This is a genomic window from Kitasatospora sp. cg17-2 (assembly GCF_054031055.1).
In genome coordinates this window covers 6,161,157-6,181,127 of sequence record NZ_CM132923.1, presented here as the reverse complement: position 1 = coordinate 6,181,127, position 19,971 = coordinate 6,161,157, and the positions used below count along the sequence as shown (strand labels likewise).

General features: G+C 72.6%; 20 protein-coding genes. 5 read left to right on the top strand and 15 right to left on the bottom strand.

Features of this window, described 5'->3' with window-relative positions; translation table 11 throughout:
* Nucleotides 1-39: 39 nt before the first annotated feature.
* Together ACW14Y_RS26145 and ACW14Y_RS26140 are read right to left on the bottom strand one after the other, a co-directional pair.
* Nucleotides 40-381, bottom strand: a complete 342-nt coding sequence (locus tag ACW14Y_RS26145; RefSeq protein ID WP_380300461.1) for a hypothetical protein — start codon at nt 379-381, stop codon at nt 40-42.
* Nucleotides 378-1,178 carry an alpha/beta fold hydrolase gene (locus ACW14Y_RS26140; protein ID WP_380300462.1) on the bottom strand — a complete coding sequence of 267 codons (801 nt, stop codon included), beginning with the start codon at nt 1,176-1,178 and terminating at the stop codon, nt 378-380. Before ACW14Y_RS26140 ends, ACW14Y_RS26145 begins: the two co-directional genes overlap by 4 nt.
* A gap of 92 nt (nt 1,179-1,270) precedes the next feature.
* On the opposite strand from ACW14Y_RS26140, the gene ACW14Y_RS26135 reads away from it, so the two are divergent.
* Together ACW14Y_RS26135 and ACW14Y_RS26130 are read left to right on the top strand one after the other, a co-directional pair.
* On the top strand, nt 1,271-2,275 hold the full coding sequence (locus tag ACW14Y_RS26135; protein WP_380300463.1) for an ABC transporter ATP-binding protein: 1,005 nt from the start codon (nt 1,271-1,273) through the stop codon (nt 2,273-2,275).
* A gap of 1 nt (nt 2,276) precedes the next feature.
* Nucleotides 2,277-3,041: an ABC transporter permease subunit gene (locus ACW14Y_RS26130; protein WP_380300464.1), complete on the top strand. Its 765-nt coding sequence runs from the start codon at nt 2,277-2,279 to the stop codon at nt 3,039-3,041.
* 40 nt (nt 3,042-3,081) lie between these two features.
* Here the strand turns inward: ACW14Y_RS26130 and ACW14Y_RS26125 are convergent, their stop codons facing one another.
* On the bottom strand, nt 3,082-3,405 hold the full coding sequence (locus ACW14Y_RS26125; RefSeq protein ID WP_030392768.1) for a hypothetical protein: 324 nt from the start codon (nt 3,403-3,405) through the stop codon (nt 3,082-3,084).
* Between the two features lie 228 nt (nt 3,406-3,633).
* On the opposite strand from ACW14Y_RS26125, the gene ACW14Y_RS26120 reads away from it, so the two are divergent.
* Nucleotides 3,634-4,941 (top strand): LLM class flavin-dependent oxidoreductase, encoded by a 1,308-nt coding sequence (locus ACW14Y_RS26120; protein WP_380300466.1) that lies wholly within the window; start codon nt 3,634-3,636, stop codon nt 4,939-4,941.
* Between the two features lie 254 nt (nt 4,942-5,195).
* Here ACW14Y_RS26120 and ACW14Y_RS26115 read toward each other — a convergent pair whose 3' ends face one another.
* Nucleotides 5,196-5,588, bottom strand: coding sequence for an SCO5389 family protein (locus tag ACW14Y_RS26115; RefSeq protein WP_030392770.1), 393 nt, complete (start codon nt 5,586-5,588; stop codon nt 5,196-5,198).
* 509 nt (nt 5,589-6,097) lie between these two features.
* Here ACW14Y_RS26115 and nucS point away from each other — a divergent pair.
* Complete coding sequence (gene nucS, locus ACW14Y_RS26110) at nt 6,098-6,757, top strand: endonuclease NucS (protein ID WP_045941615.1); 660 nt, start codon at nt 6,098-6,100, stop codon at nt 6,755-6,757.
* Between the two features lie 15 nt (nt 6,758-6,772).
* Here the strand turns inward: nucS and ACW14Y_RS26105 are convergent, their stop codons facing one another.
* The 5 genes from ACW14Y_RS26105 to ACW14Y_RS26085 all read right to left on the bottom strand — a co-directional run bounded on the left by ACW14Y_RS26105 (nt 6,773) and on the right by ACW14Y_RS26085 (nt 13,118).
* A complete protein-coding gene (locus ACW14Y_RS26105) occupies nt 6,773-9,226 on the bottom strand; it encodes an ATP-binding protein (protein ID WP_456983634.1) in 2,454 nt (817 codons plus the stop codon).
* Between the two features lie 187 nt (nt 9,227-9,413).
* Nucleotides 9,414-9,746, bottom strand: coding sequence for an STAS domain-containing protein (locus ACW14Y_RS26100; protein ID WP_380300468.1), 333 nt, complete (start codon nt 9,744-9,746; stop codon nt 9,414-9,416).
* 446 nt (nt 9,747-10,192) lie between these two features.
* Nucleotides 10,193-11,062 carry a 3-hydroxyacyl-CoA dehydrogenase family protein gene (locus ACW14Y_RS26095; protein ID WP_266271512.1) on the bottom strand — a complete coding sequence of 290 codons (870 nt, stop codon included), beginning with the start codon at nt 11,060-11,062 and terminating at the stop codon, nt 10,193-10,195.
* Nucleotides 11,063-11,259: 197 nt separating this feature from the next.
* A complete protein-coding gene (locus ACW14Y_RS26090) occupies nt 11,260-11,910 on the bottom strand; it encodes a response regulator (RefSeq protein ID WP_380300469.1) in 651 nt (216 codons plus the stop codon).
* On the bottom strand, nt 11,907-13,118 hold the full coding sequence (locus tag ACW14Y_RS26085; RefSeq protein ID WP_380387676.1) for a sensor histidine kinase: 1,212 nt from the start codon (nt 13,116-13,118) through the stop codon (nt 11,907-11,909). The genes ACW14Y_RS26090 and ACW14Y_RS26085 overlap by 4 nt, the downstream gene beginning before the upstream one ends.
* Before the next feature lie 155 nt (nt 13,119-13,273).
* On the opposite strand from ACW14Y_RS26085, the gene ACW14Y_RS26080 reads away from it, so the two are divergent.
* The gene (locus tag ACW14Y_RS26080; protein ID WP_380300471.1) at nt 13,274-13,870 is read left to right on the top strand and encodes a hypothetical protein; all 597 of its coding nucleotides are present in this window, start codon (nt 13,274-13,276) and stop codon (nt 13,868-13,870) included.
* Between the two features lie 76 nt (nt 13,871-13,946).
* Here the strand turns inward: ACW14Y_RS26080 and ACW14Y_RS26075 are convergent, their stop codons facing one another.
* The 6 genes from ACW14Y_RS26075 to atpA all read right to left on the bottom strand — a co-directional run bounded on the left by ACW14Y_RS26075 (nt 13,947) and on the right by atpA (nt 19,860).
* Complete coding sequence (locus ACW14Y_RS26075; protein ID WP_380300472.1) at nt 13,947-14,519, bottom strand: cob(I)yrinic acid a,c-diamide adenosyltransferase; 573 nt, start codon at nt 14,517-14,519, stop codon at nt 13,947-13,949.
* 152 nt (nt 14,520-14,671) lie between these two features.
* Complete coding sequence (locus ACW14Y_RS26070; protein WP_030392779.1) at nt 14,672-15,172, bottom strand: DUF2550 domain-containing protein; 501 nt, start codon at nt 15,170-15,172, stop codon at nt 14,672-14,674.
* 148 nt (nt 15,173-15,320) lie between these two features.
* A complete protein-coding gene (locus ACW14Y_RS26065) occupies nt 15,321-15,704 on the bottom strand; it encodes a F0F1 ATP synthase subunit epsilon (RefSeq protein WP_266271507.1) in 384 nt (127 codons plus the stop codon).
* A gap of 186 nt (nt 15,705-15,890) precedes the next feature.
* The gene (gene atpD / locus ACW14Y_RS26060; RefSeq protein WP_045941625.1) at nt 15,891-17,336 is read right to left on the bottom strand and encodes a F0F1 ATP synthase subunit beta; all 1,446 of its coding nucleotides are present in this window, start codon (nt 17,334-17,336) and stop codon (nt 15,891-15,893) included.
* A gap of 2 nt (nt 17,337-17,338) precedes the next feature.
* Entirely contained in the window at nt 17,339-18,253 is a 915-nt protein-coding gene (locus ACW14Y_RS26055; protein WP_380300473.1) for a F0F1 ATP synthase subunit gamma, read from the bottom strand.
* 32 nt (nt 18,254-18,285) lie between these two features.
* Nucleotides 18,286-19,860, bottom strand: a complete 1,575-nt coding sequence (atpA, locus tag ACW14Y_RS26050) for a F0F1 ATP synthase subunit alpha (RefSeq protein ID WP_030392783.1) — start codon at nt 19,858-19,860, stop codon at nt 18,286-18,288.
* Between the last annotated feature and the right edge of the window lie 111 nt (nt 19,861-19,971).

Genomic DNA, 19,971 nt, shown 5'->3' with positions numbered 1-19,971 from the left:
CTCCCGGGCGGGGGCCGTCCGGCTTTCCCGGCACGGGCTTCAGGAGTTGTCCGACAGCCCGTAGCGCGGGTAGGCGCCGTCGGGCCGCTGGTGGCCGTGGCTCAGCTGGTTGCCCTCGTCGTCCGAGACGGTGCCGAACCACGAGGTGCACCAGACCGACACCGAGTCCGGCCAGTACTGCACCTCGAACGGGTGCCCCGGTCCGTAGTCGCCGTACGAGGTGACGATGAACGTCTCCCCCGGGCGCATCCAGTAGTCCTCGCCCAGCGGCTCCAGGGTCAGTTCGAGCAGCCCCTCGCCCCGGTTCGTCAACGGGATCCGGCCGGTCACCTCCAGGGCGGAGAAGTCCCAGCCGCCGGCCTCCCCAGGTTCCTCCCTCATCCCGCCGCCACCACCCGCTCCAGCAGCCGGCGCACGACCGCGTCGAAGGCCTCCGGTGCCTCGATCGCGCTCAGGTGCCCCACCCGGGGCAGCACGGTCAGCTCGGCGTCCGGCAGGGCCCGTGCCATCAGCTCGGCCTCGCCGACGGGCATCAGGGCGTCCTCCGCGCCCGCCAGCACGGCGGCCGGCACCCGCACCCCGGCCAGGACGTCCAGCCGCTCCGGACGGGCCGCCATGGCCCGCTGCGCCCAGGCGACGGTGGCCGGCGGGGCGGCGGCGATCATCGCCTCCACCCGGCCCACCAGGTGCTGGGAGTCCGGCCCGAGCTGGCCGGCCGCCGTCCGCTCGTCGAGCAGCAGCCGCACGCTGTCCCGGGCCAGCACCGCGGCGGCGATCCGCTCCCGGTTGGTCCTGGCCGCCTCGGGGTCGGCGGTGGCCTTGGTATTGGCCAGCAGCAGGCCCGCCAGCCGGTCGGGGTGGCGCTCGGCGAAGGCCAGCGCCACGTAGCCGCCCATGGAGAGCCCGCCGAGCACCGCCCGGTCGATCCCGGCGGCGTCCAGCAGTCGGGCCACGTCGTCGGCGACGGTGTCCAGCGAGGGCTCCTCGGAGCCCAGCCCGGCACCGCCGAAGCCGCGCTGGTCCGGGGCCACCACCCGGGCCCGGTCCCCGGTCGGACCGGGCAGCGTCTCCAGTTGGGCGGACCACATGGCGGCACTGAGCGGAAAGGCGTGCAGCAGCACGAGGGGAGTTCCGGTACCGCTCTCGCGGACCGACACTGCGGAGGGGAGCTGGGTCATGGGGCCACCGTATTCCGGTGCGCCCGGCGGGCCCACTCAGCGGGCCACCTTGTCCGCTTTGTCATAGCCTGACGGAGAGTAAGGGAGCAGCGATGATCGAGTTGCACGACCTGACCAAACGTTACGGCTCGACCCTGGCCGTCGACCGGCTGAGCTTCAAGGTGCCGCAGGGCGTGGTCACCGGGTTCCTGGGGCCCAACGGTGCCGGGAAGTCCACCACGATGCGCATGATCCTCGACCTCGACCGCCCCACCGGCGGCCGGGTCACCATCGACGGCAGGAGGTACGGACAGCTGAGCGAACCGCTCAAGTACATCGGCGCGCTGCTGGAGGCCAAGGCCGTCCACCCCGGCCGCACCGCCCGGGACCACCTGCTCTGGCTCGCCCAGAGCAACCGGATCCCCGAGCGCCGGGTGGACGAGGCGCTCTCCCTGGTCGGCCTCACCCCGGTCGCCCGCAAGCGGGCCCGGGGCTTCTCGCTCGGCATGGGCCAGCGCCTCGGCATCGCCTGCGCGCTGCTCGGGGACCCGGAGATCGTGATGTTCGACGAACCGGTCAACGGGCTCGACCCGGAGGGCATCCTCTGGATCCGCAACCTCATGAAGCGCCTCGCCGCCGAGGGCCGGACCGTCTTCGTCTCCTCCCACCTGATGAGCGAGATGGCCGTCACCGCGGACCACCTGGTGGTCATCGGCCGGGGCCGGCTGCTGGCCGACCTGCCGATGGCCGAATTCATCCGGCGCAACTCCCGCTCCGCCGTCCGGCTGCGCAGCCCGCAGCCCGAGCGGCTGCTCGACGCGCTGGCCGGCGCCGGGCTGCGGCACGAGGCGGGCCCGACGGGCTCGGTCGAGGTGGTCGACGGCGACCTCGCCGCGCTCGGCGAGCTGGCCGCCGCGAACGGCGTGGTGCTGCACGAACTCAGCCCGCAGCAGGCCTCGTTGGAGGAGGCGTTCATGCAGATGACGGCCGACGCGGTGGAGTACCACGCCGGCGACGGGCCGGGCCGGGACGCGGCCGGCGCACCCGGCGTCTGGGGCGCCGACTGGAAGGGCGGGGCGGCGGGACAGCCGGCCGCCACCGGCACGGAGGAGAACTGAGATGGCGTCCTTCCCCGCGGTCCTGCGCTCCGAGTGGACCAAGATCCGCAGCGTCCGCTCGACGATCTGGACCCTCGCGCTGACCTTCGTGGTCACCCTCGGCGTCGGTGCCCTGCTGTCGCTGCTGACCAACAACAACTTCGAGGAGTTCCGCAGCGACAACACCCCGTTCGACGCCACCGGCACCGCCTTCTCCGGCATCCTCCTGGGCGAGCTGGCCATCATCGTCTTCGGCGTACTGGCGATCGGGAACGAGTACAGCAGCGGAATGATCCGGGTCACCCTGGCGGCCGTCCCGCAGCGCGGCACCCTGCTCACCGGCAAGGCCGTGGTGCTCGGGGGGCTCGCCCTGGCCGTCTCGCTGGTGACGGCCTTCCTGACCTTCTTCACCGGCCAGGCGCTGCTCGGCGACCACTCCACCTCGCTCGGCGAGCCGAACGTGCTGCGCGCGGTGTTCGGCGCCGCGCTCTACCTCACGATGCTGTGCCTCTTCTCGGCCGGCGTCACCACGATGCTGCACAACCAGACCCTCGCGCTGGGCGTGCTGGTGCCGTTCTTCTTCCTGCTCTCGCCGATCCTCTCGGCGGTGCCGGGCGCCAAGACCGTCGCCCACTACTTCCCCGACTACGCGGGCTCCCGGATGCTGCTGGTCTACGAGCAGAGCGGCCAGCCGTACGGGCCGTGGGCGGGCTTCCTGATCTGCCTGGCCTGGACGGTCGCCGCGCTGGCCGGCGGCGCGCTGGTGCTGAAGAACCGCGACGCCTGAGCCCGGGGGGCCGGAACCGGTCCGCGCGGGCCGGTGGAGGTCAGTAGCGGGGAGCGCCCCGGCCCCGGAGCAGGTTCGAGGCCCGGCGCTCCCGCGCGCCCCAGCAGGCCCGGTGCCAGTGCCGCCGGTCGTCCACGCCCGCGCCGTGCAGCGGCCACGCCACCAAGTGCCCCGTCCCGGGCGGGATCTCCTGGTCGCAGCCCGGGCAGCGGTAGTGCCGCCCGGCCGTCCCGGCGACCGTCTGCACCACCCAGTCGTCGCCCTGGTAGCTCTCGGTCCGGCGCATCGAGCTGCCCATCGGGGCGGCCGGCTCCGCCCGGTCCGGTTCGGCGGCGCTCTTGATCCGGTTGCGTCGGGGCGACACGTCGGGCTACCTCTCTGCGGGGTGTCGGGAACCGTTCCAGCGTACGGCCGCACACCGCCCGGGCGGGCCACTATCACGGCATCGGAGGATGATCGGCTGTTTCCCGTGAGATCCACCCGATTCTCTGGGAAATTGGTGGTTCGGCGTGCCATTGGCACATGACATGGGCTACTCACGAGGGGACAGGCGGGGCCCGCAGACCCTGCGCGCACCCGAGGAGGCCTCACGATGACCCGAACCAGCACCCGCGCCGAGACCCGCCGGCCCGTCGGGGTCCGCCCGCCGGCACCCGGCCCGGCGCTGACCCCCACCACCGTCACGGCCGCCGCCGGCACCCCACTGCCGGCGGACCGGCGGACCGGCTCCGCCACCGCGGACACCGCGCCCGTCCAGGTCGGCGCGTTCCTGCTCTCGGCGCAGTTCCCCGGCCAGACCCACGGGGAGGCGCTCGACCGCACCGTGCGCGCCGCCGTCGCGGCCGAACAGGCGGGACTCGACAGCGTCTGGCTGGCCGAGCACCACTTCGTCCCGTACGGCGTCTGCCCCAACGCCGCCACCCTGGCCGCGCTGCTGCTCGGCCGGACCAGGCGGATCGGCATCGGCACCGCGGTCAGCGTGCTCTCCACCACCCACCCGGTGGCCCTCGGCGAACAGGCGGCACTGCTCCACCTCACCTCCGACGGACGCTTCACGCTCGGGGTGGGGCGCGGCGGCCCGTGGATCGACCTGGAGGTGTTCGGCGGCGGTGTCGACGCCTTCGAACGGGGCTTCCCGGAGCGGCTCGACCTGCTGCTGCGCTGGCTTCGCGGGACCAGGGTGGGCGCGGCCGGGCCGCAGTTCACCTTCCCCGAGGTCGCCGTGGTGCCCCGGGCCACCGAGCCGCCCCGGCAGCCCGACCTCGGCGCCTGGCTGGGCCTCGACGAACGGACCGGCACGCTGCGGTTCCCCCGTCAGCGCCAGGACGTCGACGGCTCCGCCGAGGAGCTCACCGCCACCGGCCGACCGGTGGCCGGCCCGCCGATGGTGGTCGCCTGCACCTCGCCCGGCGGGGTCCGCACCGCCGCCGAGCGGGGCCTGCCGATGCTGCTGGGCATGCACTCCGGCGACGAGGACAAGCTGCACATGCTCGAGCTGTACCGTTCCGCCTGGCTCGCGGCCGGGCGCGGCGAGGAGCAGCTGCGGCGGATCACCCGCCAGCACGTCGCGGCCGGGGTCGCCCAGGTCGACGACCGCGCCTCGACGGCGCGGGCCACCCTGCTGGGCGCGATGCCCGGCTGGTTCGAGTTCGGGCTCGGCGCCCACCGCACGGTGGACGGCCGGGAGCGGAAGATGCGCGATCCGCGCCAGTACACCGAGCTGCTCTGCGACCTGCACGCGGTCGGGACGCCCCGGCAGTGCGCGGACCGGCTGCTGGCCACCGCCGAGCGGACCGGCATCCGCCGCTTCGCGCTGCTGGCCGAGGGCAGCGGCGACCGGGAGGCCACCCTGCACAACATCGCCCGGATCGGCTCCGAGGTCCTGCCGCAACTGGGGTGAGGCCCGGCCGCCGGGCCCCCGTCAGGGACCCGGCGGCCACCCGGAAAGCACGGGTGAGCGGGCGACTCCCGCCCCGAGCCCCCACGAAGGAGGCGAGCGGGCGACCCCCGCCCCGTCCCACCCCATCCCGCCCCGAGCCGAAGGGGCGCGCCGGTGCCGAAAGGGAGAGCGCGAGGAGGCCCCTGAGGAACGAAGGGGCATCGGAGCGCCGACCGTCGGCACCGGACAAGAGCGCCCCGGAGGCGAGCGGGCGACTAACAGTCCCGGAGTTCGTCCGACTGGTTGAGGAGCTGCTCGCGGACCGAGGTGAAGCGCTCGTAGCGCTTCTTGTTGGCGGAGGACGGCCGGAAGACCGCCACCCGGTGACAGTTCTGGAACGCCAGGCGGACGCCGAAGTGCCGTTCCAGGGCCCCCCGGATGGCGTCGCTGGCCAGTGCCCGCAGGAGCTGGCCCCGGGCCTGCTCGCTGGGCGGCGGTACATGGTTGTCGGCGAAGTCGGTGCCGTCGACCTCGGCCCGGGCGACCAGCGAGCTGATCAGCTCCCAGGCGTACGGCAGGGAGACGCGGACGCAGTCGACGAACTCCCGCTCGTCGACCTCGTCCCGCGCGGCCTTCTCCAGCAGGGCCGGTGAGACGTCGAGCGACATGGATTCTCCTCTCGCGGTCCGTCCGCGCGGCGCGCGGGCGGTGATGCGTAGTCCAAGTCAGAGCTGAGGGTGAGGGTGCGGGCGCGTCTGTGTCCGGAACACCGTCGGACGGGTGTGAAGCCGTCGGACGACCGTGTTTCCGGCAACACGCCCAGGCAGGGGCGCCGCTGGTCCGTCGAGGGACGCGGCCGGGGCGCCGCCCGCTCAGGACAGCGTGGCAGCCAACAACGGACCAGGCCGGTGGTTCCGGCGGATTCCTCCGGGAATACGCCCCCGTGCACCGGATTGGCCGGAACCTGTCGGATCGTTCATCTGAAGTCTCCATCCCCGTTGACAGCGCTCCCGCAAGCAAGCCGTCACACACCGTAGCTGTCTCCGGTGGTGGCCGCCAGGGTGCCGACAGGCTTTGACGGGATCGCAGGGCATCCATCGTGGCGGGGTTCGCGGATTCTTCACCCCGTCGTCGTGGAATCGCATCAACTGGCCCCGGTGGGCTAGCGTGGTCGACCGTGCGTCTCGTAATTGCCCGCTGCTCAGTCGACTATGCCGGTCGGCTCTCCGCCCATCTGCCCTCCGCCACCAGGCTCATCCTGGTCAAGGCCGACGGCAGCGTCAGCATCCATGCCGACGACCGCGCCTACAAGCCGCTCAACTGGATGTCCCCGCCGTGCGTCCTCAAGGAGGCCGACGGGGTCTGGACGGTGGAGAACAAGGCCGGCGAGAAGCTCATCATCACGCTGGAGGAGGTGCTGCACGATTCCTCCCACGAACTCGGGGTGGATCCCGGGCTCATCAAGGACGGCGTCGAGGCGCATCTCCAGGAGCTGCTCGCGGACCGGATGGAGGTGCTCGGCGCCGGCTGGTCGTTGATCCGCCGCGAGTACCCGACCGCGATCGGCCCGGTGGACATCCTCTGCCGCGACTCCGACGGCGCGACGGTCGCCGTGGAGATCAAGCGGCGCGGCGAGATCGACGGCGTCGAACAGCTCACCCGGTACCTGGAACTGCTCAACCGGGACCCGCTGCTGGCCCCGGTGAAGGGCATCTTCGCCGCGCAGGAGATCAAGCCCCAGGCCCGCGTGCTGGCCACCGACCGGGGCATCGGCTGCGTGGTGCTGGACTACGACGGGCTGCGCGGCATCGACGACGACAAGCTGAAGCTGTTCTGACCCCCGGCCGGCCGGTCAACCGGTCGGCTTGGGCGCCGAAGTGGACGCCGTCGGGCTCGCCGAGCCCGGCGGCGTCGTCGTCGTATCGGTGGGGGTAGGCGTCGGGCTCGGGGGCTGGGTCGCCGTCGGGGAGGTCGTGGACGGGGACGGGCCGGGGTCCCCCCCGGTCGTTCCACCCGTCGTTCCACCCGTCGTCCCGCCGCTGGTCCCACCGGTGGTCCCGCCGGTGGTCCCGCCCCCGCTCGCACCGCCCGTGCCGCCGCCCGTACCGCCCGCGGTGCCGCCCCCGGGGGGCTGCGGCGGGTTGGGGGCCTGGGTCTGCGGCGGGGTGGTGCCGGTGCTCGCCCCCGGGCTCGGCGAACCGCTCGGCTTCTTCGAGGCCGAGGCCGAACCCGAGGCCGACGGCGAGCCGGAGGGCGTCCGGGAGGCCGTGGTGCCACCGCTCGGCACGGTAGGGGCCGCCGACTGCTCCAGGACCGGCCCGCCCGTCGCCGCGGACGGTCCGGTGGCCGGCAGGGTGACCGGCGAGGAGGCCCCGGAGGCCGTCGGCCGGGGCGAGGAGGGCCGCGGCGAGGCCTCGGGCAGGGTGGAGCCGTCGTCGCTGCTGCTGTGCGGGTCGTTGCCCCGCTCGTCCCCGGTCACCGTCAGCCCGACCGCCGTCCCGAGCACGCCCAGCGCCAGCACCGCCGCCGAGGCGGCGACGACCGCCCGTCTGCTCCGGCCCGGACCGGCCGCCGCGGCGGCGCCGATCCGCAGCGGCACCCGCGCGATGGCCCGGATACCGGGCCGGCGGACCGACCCCGGGCCCGCGGGCGCCCCGGCCGACAGCTCGCGGCCCTCGGCCCGCAGCAGGTCGAGCATCCGCCGCGCCGCGGCCGCCCCGCGCACCTCGCCGAGCGCGGACCGCAGCGTCAGCGCGGCCTCCAACTCGACGACGGCCTGCCCGGGTTCGTGGACACAGAGGGCGTACACGCCCAGCTCGTGGTGGAACCAGGCCTCGTCGGCCCCGGCACCGGTCCGCCGGGCCGCCTCCAGGCCGAGCCGCAGCGCCCGCTCCCAGGCCCCCCAGCGCAGCGCCAGGGCCAGCGCGGGGGCCGCCGCCCGGGCCAGCCGCCGCACCGAGTCGTGCCGCCCGGCGGCCCGGTCGGCGAGCAGCACGCCGATCACCACCTCGGCCTCGGCGGCGATCTGCGGCAGCGAGACCGAGGAGTGCCCGACCCACCAGGAGAAGTGCTGCGCGGCGCCGTCCACGCTGTCCCGGGCCGGCCAGTGCGGGGCGAGCAGTTCCAGCGCCCCGGCGGTGAGCCGGTGGTGGCCGCCGATCGAGACCGCGAGCCCGGCGTCGGCGAGTTCGGCGAGCGCGCTCTCGCCCTGGCCGACGTCGATCAGGGCGGGCAGGTGCGGGGCGGTCGGGCACTCGCCGCCGAGGGCCACCGCGAGCCTCAGCACGGCCTGCGCGGTCTCGCTCAGCCCCTCGGCCAGCCGGACGGCGGGGAGGGTGGACTCGGCGACCGAGGGCAGCGGCACGGTGCCCCGCAGCGCCGCCTCGCGGACCGCCGGGTCGGGGTCGTGCACGGGCTCCCGGACGGCGCCGAAGACGTCCATCCGGTCCTCCTCGGCGGCGACCAGCGCGTCCACCGCGACGTCCCGCTGCCGCAGCAGCGCGGCGGCCTGGACGAAGCGCAGCGGCAGGCCCTCCGACTCGAACCAGAGGTCCACCGCCCAGGCCTTCTCGGCCGCGTCCAGGGGCCGTCCGGCCAGCCGGGCGGCGAGGGCCAGGCAGGCGGGCCGGGAGAGACCGGCCACCAGGTGGTCCTGGAGCCGGGAGTCGGCCGCGAGCAGCGGGCCGTCGGCGGCGGAGGAGATCAGGAAGGCGCAGTCGGGGGCGGTGGCGAGCAGCGCCTCCAGCTCGGCGCCGTCGGGTTCGACCTCGTCGATGACGACGATCGCGCCGACGCCCGCGAGGTGTTCGGCGAGCTGGCCGGGGTCGGGGCGGAAGCCGGGGGCGTGGTGGGTCGCGGCGAAGAGCTCCTGGAGCAGGTCGGCGGCGGTGCGCCGGTGGCCGCGGAGCTGGACCACGCCGCCGGGGGCGAGGTCGCCGGCGGCCGAGGCGACGGCCGACAGCAGGGCGCTGCGGCCGGAGCCGGCCTGGCCGACCAGGCGTATCGAGCGCCCCTCGGCGAGCAGGCCGAGCAGTTGGGCGACGTCGGCCTCGCGGTCGAGCAGCGGCAGGTCGGCGGGGCCGGCGCCGAGCGCGAGCGGGCCGACCTGGCCGCCGGGGTCGCCGGCCGGGCCGCGGGCGGCCGCTCCAGGCCCGGTCCGGCGGGGGCGGGGGCGCCATTCCTCGGGGCACGGCCGGACCTCGGAGCCCTCGGGGCCGCCGACTCCCACCAGCAGTCCGCCGGAGACGAGTTCACCGTTCCGGGTGCGCACGGACTCCTGCCGGAAGTCCCCGGTTGGCTGTGCCACGTTCTGCTCCGCCCCACGCTCGCGCCGTCGCCCCGCACCGGCCGGCGTCGTCCGCGGCCGGGAATCGGGCCCGGCGGCCGTTTCCTGACGCCAGACTCTCGCACATCGGCGCCCGCCCGCGCAGCGTCGGACCGTCACCGGCCGCCCGGTGCAAGGGATCGTGGGGCCCGGGACCGGGCCGGGGCGGTCAGAGGGCCGGCAGGGTGGCGCCGAGGGGTTCGACGGTGACGCCCTCGACGGCGAGGATGCGGTGCAGCCGGGTGGCCACCAGGAGGCGCTGGAGCTGGGCCGGGACGGAGCGGAGCACCAGCCGGCGCCCGATCCGGCCGGCCCGGCGGTGGGTACCCATGATCACGCCCAGACCGGTGGCGTCCCAGAACTCCAGCCGGCCGAGGTCGAGCACGAGGTCGCCGCGGCCGCCGTCGACGGCCTGGTGCAGCCGCGCCCGCGCGTCGGCGGCGGTGCGCACGTCGAGGCGGCCTTCGAGGGCCAGCGCCACGTGGTTGCCGGTGATGCGCATGCTCTCCTCCTCCGCGGGGCGGGCCCGGCGTGCCGGGGCGGACCGGGTTCGGCGCCGGTCCTGACGGTCGGTGCCGCCGGGTGTCGGTGGCCGGGTGGGTGTCGGTGGGTACGGGTGCCGCCGGCGGTGCCGGACCGGGGGCGGTGGCGCTCCGGGCGCCGGGCGGGCCCTGCGGCCCCGCGCGTCGGCCCCGGACGGAATGCCGGGTTCCCCGTCATCCATCTGACGGCGAGCCGGGCCCTCGGGTTGCTGGTTCCGGCCGGATCTGAAGCAACTTCACTCGTCCGAGGGAATATACGCAGGAACTCTCCACACTTACGCTCGATTACCGCCCAAATCACCCGTCTGCGGCGCCGGCGTGAGGAAACTCACCAGGCCCGGCAGAACGGGCCGCGCGGTCCCACGACCGCACGGCCCGTCCGGTCCGTCGACTCAGCCGGCGGCGGTCACTTGCCCGGGTACGGGTAGAAACCGCGGCCGCTCTTGCGGCCCAGGTCACCGGCGGTGACCATGCGCGCCATGATCTCCGGGGCGGCGAACTTCTCGTCCTGGGTCTCGTTGTAGATGTTCCGCGCGGCGTGCAGCAGGATGTCCACGCCGGTCAGGTCGGCGGTCTCCAGCGGGCCCATCGCGTGGCCGAAGCCGAGCCGGCAGGCGGTGTCGATGTCCTCGGCGGAGGCGACGCCCGACTCGTAGAGCTTGGCGGCCTCGACGACCAGGGCGGTGATCAGGCGGGTGGTGACGAAGCCGGCCACGTCGCGGTTGACCACCACGACGTCCTTGCCGACGCCCTCGGCGAAGGCCCGGACGGTGGCCAGCGTCTCGTCGCTGGTCTTGTAGCCGCGGACCAGCTCGACCAGCTTCATCAGCGGCACCGGCGAGAAGAAGTGCACGCCGACCACGGACTCGGGGCGCGAGGTGACGGCGGCGATCCGGGTGATCGGGATGGCGGAGGTGTTGGAGGCGAGCACCGCGCCGTCCTTGGCGAGCTTGTCGAGCTCCCTGAAGACGCCTTCCTTGACCTCCAGCTGCTCGAACACCGCCTCGACCACGATGTCGGCCTCGGCGACCGCGCCGAGGTCGGTGGTGGTGGTGATCCGGCCGAGCGCCGCCTCGGCGTCCTCGGCGGTGAGCCGGCCCTTGGAGACGAACTTGTCGTACGAGGCGCGGATGCCGTCGAGGCCCCGGCGCAGCGCCTCCTCGGTCACGTCGCGCAGGACCACGGGGTGTCCGGCCTGCGCGGAGACCTGGGCGATGCCGGCGCCCATCAGGCCGGCCCCGATCACGGCGATCTGCTTGCTGGACGCACTGCTCATGGCTTGGTCTCCCGATGCCGTCGCCGCCCTGGTGGGCGGGCCCTGAAGGCGGCTCAAGGCAGGGGTCACCCACCGAGCCGCATCACTCATGGGCGGGACTTTAATGCCGATCCGGCGCCCGTGGTGGCATCCGGGGGTGTGATCTGCGACAGACCTGAGCATGCGAGAAGGTCAGCTGATCGGATCGATCGGACCGGTCAGATCATCAGCCCGAGATCCTGGGCCAGGATCGCCGCCTGCACCCGGCTGCGCAGCCCCAGCTTGGCCAGGATCCGGCTGACATGGGTCTTGGTGGTCGCCTCCGCCATCTCCAGCCGCCCGGCGATCTCACCGTTCGACAGCCCGGCGCCGATGCAGGCCAGCACCTCCCGCTCGCGCGGCGTCAGCCCGGCCACCGCCGCCCGGGCCTCCGGCCCGGCCTGCCGCTCCGGACGGGCGAAGGTCCCGATCAGCCGACGGGTCACCGAGGGCGCCAGCATGCCGTCCCCGCGCGCCACCGTCCGGATGCCGTCGACCAGGGCGTCCGCCTCCAGGTCCTTCAGCAGGAACCCGGCCGCCCCGGCCCGCAGCGCGCCGTAGACGTACTCGTCCAGGTCGAAGGTCGTCAGCACCAGGACCTGCGCCGCCCCGGCCGCCACCACCTGGCGGGTCGCCGAGACCCCGTCCAGCCGCGGCATCTGCACGTCCATCAGGACGACGTCGGGCCGCAGCTCCAGCGCCAGCCGGACGGCCTCCTCACCGTCCGCCGCCTGGCCGACCACCTCCAGGTCCGGCTCGGCCCGCAGGATCATCACCAGCGCCGCCCTGACCGCCGCCTGGTCCTCCGCGACCAGTACCCGGATCGTCATGACCGTCCCGCCCCTTCCTCCGTCGCCTGCTCCCTCGGCAGCACCGCGCGCACGCTCCAGCTGCCCTCCCTCGGCCCGGCCTCGAAGCTGCCGCCCAGCAGCGAGGCCCGTTCCGCCATGCCGACCAGCCCCGCCCTGGCGCCCGGCAGCGCCTGCCCGGCCCCGCTCCGGAACGGGCTGTCCACACTGATCCGCAGCTCCTCGGCCCGGAAGTCCAGCAGCACCCGGACCTCCCCCGGGCCGGCGTGCTTGAGCGCGTTGGTCAGCGACTCCTGCACGATCCGGTACGCGGCCAGCCCGACCGGCACCGGCAGGACCCCGCGCTCGCCGTGCTCCGCCAGGTCGAAGTCCAGTCCGACGTCCCGCCCGGCCGCCCGGGCCTTGGCGAGCAGCGCGTCCACCGCCGACAGGTCCGGCGCGGCGTACGACTCGTCGGCCTCGCCGCCGCCGCTGTCCCGCAGCAGCCCGACGATGCGACGCATTTCGGCCAAACCCTGGACGCTGTTCTCGCGGATCACTCCGAGCACCTCCAGCACCGGATCGTCCGCCGGCCGCCCCTGACGCCGCGCCATCGACTGCGCGCCGGTCGCGTGGATCGCGATCGCCGACAGGTGGTTGGCCACCACGTCGTGCAACTCGCGTGCCATCCGCGCCCGTTCGGTGACCACCGCCTCGCGCCGGTCCATCTCCGAGAGCAGCGCGGTCTGTTCCGCCCGCAGCCGCTGGGACTCCGCCTCCTGCCGGTGCTTGCGCACGATGTCGGCGCTCCACAGCGGGCCCAGGAAGACCAGGGTGGTGATCACCACCACCGCGACCGCCGTACCGGTGTCGCTGTAGACGAAGCTCAGGGTGCTCAGCACCAGGACCGAGGCGATGCCGCTGATGTGCAGGACCGGCGACATCCGCCGGGGCCCGTACACCACCGCCGCGTAGAGCAGGTCGGTGTACATCATGGTGGTCGCCAGCAGGGCGCCGGAGAAGATGCTCCCGGCGAAGACCAGCCCGCCGAGGACGGCGATGGTGATCGGCCTGGTCCGCCGGACCAGTTCCAGGGCCGCCATCGCCAGCAGCGCGGGCAGGACCTGCCAGCGGGGGATGGCCGAGGAGTGGTCGTAGACCTGGAAGGCGATCAGCAGCAGTCCGCCGAGCAGCCCGGCCAGCGCGATCGAGGCATCGACCTGCCGTGGGGTGGGTGTGGGTCTGCGCACGCCCCCATCAGATCATCTCCGGCCCCGCGGCCGACTCCGGAGGCGGGAGGAGCGCCGCTACATCGAAAGATGCAGGGCGGTCCGTCCTCGCCGACGACGCGCGCGCGGGGGTGCCGCGGGGAGGCTGGGAGCGTCGTCGAGAACTGGAGCGCACCATGATCGTCACCCTTGTCCTCGCCGCCGAGGTCGCCTTCTGGGTGGTTCTCGCGCTGGGCCTGGCCGCCCGCTACCTGCTGCGGTGGCAGAAGGTGAGCACCGTCCTGCTGGTCGGGCTGCCCGTGATCGACCTGGCGCTGTTCCTGCTCACCTTCGTCGACCTGCACGGCGGCGCCACCGCCTCCTGGACGCACGCGCTCGCCGCGAGCTACCTGGGCTTCTCGGTCGGCTACGGGCCGTCCGTGGTCCGTTGGGCCGACGAACGGTTCCAGCACCGCTTCGGCGGCGGCCCGAAGCCGCTGCCCGCGCCCAAGTACGGCACCGCCCGCGCCCGCCACGAGTGGGCGATCTGCCGACGCACCCTGGTCTCGGTGGCGATCACGCTCACCCTGATCACCGCACTGAAGCTGTTCACCGACGCCACCGGGACCGAGGTGTTCGACCAGTGGTACTGGCGGCTCGGCATCGCCGCGGTGGTGAACCTCGTCATCGCCACCACCTACACCCTCTGGCCCAAGCAGCCGCCGGCCGGCGCGATCGTCGAGGACGGGCGGATCGTCGGCTGGAGCGTCCCCGAGCGGGCGAGCCACTCCTAGGACAGCGGCGGCGGGTGCGGGCGCGGATGCGGTGGACCGAACGGGAGACGGTCCACCGCGTCCGCGCGCGGTCGTCTCAGCGGTTCTCGCCCGGCACCCAGAGCACGTCGCCGCGCTCCTTGTTGGCGGCCCGGGCCAGGATGAACAGCAGGTCGGACAGCCGGTTGAGGTACTTGGCGGTCAGCGGGTTGACGGTGTCCCCGTGGGTGTCGATCGCCGCCCAGGTGGCCCGCTCGGCCCGCCGCACCACGGTGCAGGCCAGGTGCAGGTACGCGGCGCCCGGGGTGCCGCCGGGGAGGATGAAGCTGCGCAGCTTCTCCAGCTCCGCCAGGTAGTGGTCGCAGTCCTTCTCCAGCTTGTCGATGTAGGACTGCTCGACCCGCAGCGGCGGGTACTTGGGGTCCTCCACCACCGGGGTCGCCAGATCGGCACCGACGTCGAACAGGTCGTTCTGCACCCGGGTGAGCACCGTGACCACGTCGTCCGGCAGCGCGCCGGCCGCGATCGCCACGCCGATCGCGGCGTTGGCCTCGTTCGCGTCCGCGTAGGCGACCAGGCGGGGATCGGTCTTGCTCGTGCGGCTCATGTCACCGAGCGCCGTGGTGCCGTCGTCGCCGGTACGGGTGTAGATGCGCGTCAGATTGACCATGCGGCCACCCTAGCCGGGCAGCTCAGGCGGCGTTAGCCCCCGAAAACGCCGCTGCGCGACGTTGACCTCCCCCACCCCGAGGGTCCGCCGCTACGCGACGTTGACCTCCCCCAGCCTCCGGCCGGGGGGACCCCCACCCCGAGGGTCCGCCGCTACGCGACGTTCACCCTCTGCCCGGGCGGGGCCGCTTCGAGCCAGGCGAGGAAGCCGGTGAGCGCGTCCTCGCTCATGGCGAGCTCCAGCGGGGCGCCCTCGTGCAGGCAGCGCAGCACGACCGAGCCGGAGAGCAGGGCGAGCTCCTCCTGCCCCTCCGGGTAGCGCCGGCCCAGCACCTCGATCTCCCGGCGCGGCAGCACCTTGCGGGGCCGCGGGGCGTAGGAGAAGACCCGGAACCACTCGATGGAGTCGCCGCTGTACCGGCCGATACCAAAAACCCACCCCTTGCCGTCGGTCTGGGGAACCGGGGCCGAGGTGGGTTTGCCGTTCTCGTCGAGGTCGGGCTGCGTGGAGGCGTCGACGGGCATTTTGAGCCGGTAACTGCAGTCGAAGGTGCCGCCGACCCGCTGGATCACACGGCGGCGTACCGCGAACGCGACCAACCCGATCACTCCGAGCGCCACGACCGCCGCACACACCACAAGGGCGAGGACCATGCTCACCTACCTCCTCGCTACCCGCGTTCCCCGTTCGGCCGTACCAGGCGACCGCGTTGACCTACCAACTGAGACGACAGTCCCGGGGTCACGCTCACGCGTCCCCGGGACCGTCGGTCGACCCCGCTCAGGCGGGGGTCCGGCACAATCAGGCGCGCGCCTTCAGGCCGCGTGCCGCGTGCAGCCGGACCTCGGCGCGCCGCTCGGCGTGCTCGTCCAGGTCGGACTTGGCCTTGTCCAGTGCGCGCTCGGCGCGCGCGACGTCGATCTCGTCCGCCAGCTCGGCGATCTCCGCGAGCAGAGACAGCTTGTTGTCGGCGAAGGAGATGAAGCCGCCGTGCACCGCCGCGATGACGGTGCCGCCGTCCGTGGTGCGGATGGTGACCGGACCGGTCTCCAGCACGCTCAGCACCGGGGTGTGTCCCGGCATGATGCCGGTGTCACCGGAGGCCGTACGGGCGACGACGATGGTGGCCGCACCGGACCACACCTTGCGGTCGGCTGCGACCAGCTCGACGTGCAGCTCAGCCAACGTGGGCTCCTAGGCTCATGCAACCCCCGATTACTCGGGAGTTTCGGTAAGAATAACGGGCCCGCGCCCCCGGCATGAAACCGGCGGCACGGATTTGACCGGAATCACAGCCGATGCGACGCGAGGGGTGGGTCCCAGGGCTGGGGCCCACCCCTCGCGATCACGCTCGGCTGCTACCGGCCGCGACTACTTCTTCGCGAGCTCGGCGGCGTTGCGCTCGAGGTCCTCGATGCCACCGCACATGAAGAACGCCTGCTCGGGGACCGCGTCGTACTTGCCGTCCGCGATCGAGTTGAAGGCCTCGATGGTCTCGGACAGCGGCACGGTCGAACCCTCGACACCGGTGAACTGCTTCGCCACGTAGGTGTTCTGCGAGAGGAAGCGCTCGATGCGACGGGCACGGTGGACCGTGATCTTGTCCTCCTCCGACAGCTCGTCCATACCGAGGATGGCGATGATGTCCTGGAGGTCCTTGTACTTCTGCAGGATCCCCTTGATACGGATGGCCGTCTCGTAGTGGGTCTGCGCGATGTACCGCGGGTCGAGGATGCGGGACGTGGAGTCCAGCGGGTCGACGGCCGGGTAGATGCCCTTCTCCGAGATCGGGCGCGACAGAACGGTCGTCGCGTCCAGGTGGGCGAAGGTGGTGGCCGGGGCCGGGTCGGTCAGGTCGTCCGCGGGGACGTAGATCGCCTGCATCGAGGTGATCGAGTGACCGCGGGTCGAGGTGATGCGCTCCTGCAGGAGGCCCATCTCGTCGGCCAGGTTCGGCTGGTAGCCCACCGCGGAGGGCATGCGGCCGAGCAGGGTCGACACCTCGGAACCGGCCTGGGTGAACCGGAAGATGTTGTCGATGAAGAGGAGCACGTCCTGCTTCTCGACGTCACGGAAGTACTCCGCCATGGTCAGCGCGGAGAGCGCGACCCGCAGACGGGTGCCCGGCGGCTCGTCCATCTGGCCGAAGACCAGCGCGGTCTTGTCCAGAACGCCCGAGTCGACCATCTCGTCGATGAGGTCGTTGCCCTCACGGGTACGCTCGCCGACGCCGGCGAAGACCGACACACCACCGAAGTTCTCGGCGACGCGGTAGATCATCTCCTGGATCAGAACGGTCTTACCGACACCGGCACCACCGAACAGACCGATCTTGCCACCGGTGACGTACGGGGTGAGGAGGTCGATGACCTTGATGCCGGTCTCGAACATCTCGGTCTTGGACTCGAGGTCCTTGAAGTCGGGGGCCTTGCGGTGGATCGGCCACCGGACCTGGACCTGCGACTCGAACTCGTCCTTGTCGACGTTCAGCACCTCACCGAGGGCGTTGAACACCTTGCCCTTGGTGATCTGGCCGACCGGCACCGAGATGGCGGAGCCGGTGTCGGTGACCTGCGAGCCACGGACCAGGCCGTCGGTCGGCTGCATCGAGATGCCGCGGACCAGGCCGTCGCCGAGGTGCTGGGCGACCTCGAGGGTGAGGATCTTCTTGCCGCTGCCGTCGGGGTTGTCCACCTCGACGTGCAGGGCGTTGAACATGTTCGGGATCGCGTCGACGGGGAACTCCACGTCGACGACCGGGCCGATGACCCGCGCGACGCGGCCCGTCGCCGTGGTCGGCTCAACAGTGGTAGTCATACTCATTCGCTCCCGCGGCTCGCGTCAGCGAGCGCGTTCGCGCCACCGACGATCTCGCTGATTTCCTGGGTGATCTCGGCCTGGCGGGCCGAGTTGGCAAGCCGCGTGAGCGACTTGATGAGCTCGCCGGCATTGTCCGTCGCGCTCTTCATCGCGCGGCGGCGGGCGGCGTGCTCGGAAGCGGCCGACTGCAGCAGCGCGTTGTAGATCCGGCTCTCCACGTACCGCGGCAGCAGCGCGTCGAGGACGCCCTCCGCCGACGGCTCGAAGTCGTAGAGCGGGAAGATCTCCGTCTTCGCCGACGACTCCTCGCTGACCTTGACCTCGTCGAGCTTCAGCGGCAGCAGCCGCGCGTCGACGGCGGTCTGCGTCAGCATCGACTCGAACTTGGTCGAGATCACGTGGACCTCGTCCACCCCGCCGGTCTCGGCCGTGAAGGCCTCGATCAGCGCGGCCGAGACGAGCTTGGCGTCGGCGTAGGTCGGCTTGTCGGAGAAGCCCGTCCACGACTGCGCGACCGCGAGGTCACGGAAGCCGTAGAACGAGACGCCCTTGCGGCCGACGGCGTACGTCACCACGTCCTTGCCCTCGGACCGCAGACGCTCGGCGAGCGCCAGCGAGGCCTTGATGGCGTTGGACGAGTAGCCGCCCGCCAGACCGCGGTCCGCCGTGATCAGCAGGACTGCGGCACGCGAGGCGTTCGGGTTCTCGCTGGTGAGCGGGTGCTTGGCGGTGGACCGGGTGGCCACCGCGGTCACCGCCCGGGTGAGCTCATCGGCGTACGGGGTGGAGGCGGCCACCGCGCGCTGCGCCTTACCGATGCGCGCCGCGGAGATCATCTCCATCGCCTTGGTGATCTTCTTCGTCGCGGTGACAGAGCGGATCCGGCGCTTGTAGACCCGAAGCTGTGCTCCCATGGGTCGTTACGTCCTTTCCCTCGCTACCGGACTCAGGCCTGCTCGGAGAGCAGCTTGCCGTCAGCGGTCTGGTAACCCTGCTTGAACTCGCCGATCGCGGCGGTCAGCGCGTCGACGGTGCCGTCGGCGAGCAGACCGGTCTCGACGATGCCCGCGAGCAGGTCCTTGTGCTGCAGGCGCACGTAGTCCAGGAACTCGCGCTCGAAGCGGCGGATCTCGGCGACCGGGACGTCGTCCAGCTTGCCGGTGGTGCCGGCCCAGATGGAGACGACCTGCTCCTCGACCGGGAACGGCTGGTACTGGCCCTGCTTCAGCAGCTCGACCATGCGCGCACCGCGCTCCAGCTGGGCCTTGGAGGCCGCGTCCAGGTCGGAGCCGAAGCCGGCGAAGGCCTCCAGCTCACGGTACTGGGCGAGGTCCAGGCGCAGACGGCCGGCGACCGAGCGCATGGCCTTGATCTGGGCGGAGCCACCGACGCGGGAGACCGAGATACCGACGTTCACGGCCGGGCGGATGCCGGCGTTGAACAGGTCGGACTCCAGGAAGCACTGGCCGTCGGTGATCGAGATGACGTTGGTCGGGATGTACGCCGACACGTCGTTGGCCTTGGTCTCGATGATCGGGAGACCGGTCATCGAGCCGCCGCCCAGCGCGTCGTTCAGCTTCGCGCAGCGCTCCAGCAGACGGGAGTGCAGGTAGAAGACGTCGCCCGGGTACGCCTCGCGGCCCGGCGGGCGGCGCAGCAGCAGGGAGACGGAACGGTAGGCCTCGGCCTGCTTCGACAGGTCGTCGAAGATGATCAGGACGTGCTTGCCGTCGTACATCCACTCCTGGCCGATGGCGGAGCCGGTGTACGGAGCCAGGTACTTGAAGCCGGCCGGGTCGGACGCGGGAGCGGCCACGATCGTGGTGTACTCCAGCGCGCCGGCCTCCTCCAGGGCGCCGCGGACGGACGCGATGGTGGAGCCCTTCTGGCCCACGGCGACGTAGATGCAGCGGACCTGCTTCTCCGGGTCGCCCGAGCGCCAGTTGTCGCGCTGGTTGATGATCGTGTCGACAGCCACCGCGGTCTTGCCGGTCTGGCGGTCGCCGATGATCAGCTGGCGCTGGCCGCGGCCGATCGGGGTCATCGCGTCGATGGCCTTGATGCCGGTCTGCAGCGGCTGCTTGACCGACTTGCGGGCCATGACGCCCGGGGCCTGCAGCTCCAGGGCGCGACGACCGGTGGCGGCGATGTCGCCGAGACCGTCGATCGGGTTGCCCAGCGGGTCCACGACGCGGCCGAGGTAGTTGTCGCCGACCGGCACGGAGAGGACCTCGCCGGTGCGGCGCACCGTCTGACCCTCCTCGATGCCGCCGAACTCACCGAGGATGACGACACCGATCTCGCGGGTGTCGAGGTTCAGCGCGAGGCCGAGCGTGCCGTCCTCGAACTTCAGCAGCTCGTTCGCCATGACCGAGGGCAGACCCTCGACATGCGCGATGCCGTCCGCCGCGTCAGTGACCGTGCCGACCTCTTCCACAGAGGCGGCGTCCGGCTGGTACGACTGGACAAAGTCGGCCAGCGCGTCCCGGATCTCCTCCGGACGGATCGTAAGCTCCGCCATCAGGCTTCCCTGCTCTCCTAGTTTGCGATCCTCGGCCCGCCATTGAGGGCCGCAAGTGCTCGACTCTCGGCCGGGTCGTATGAACCGGCCGTACGTTTTGCCGACTCCGGT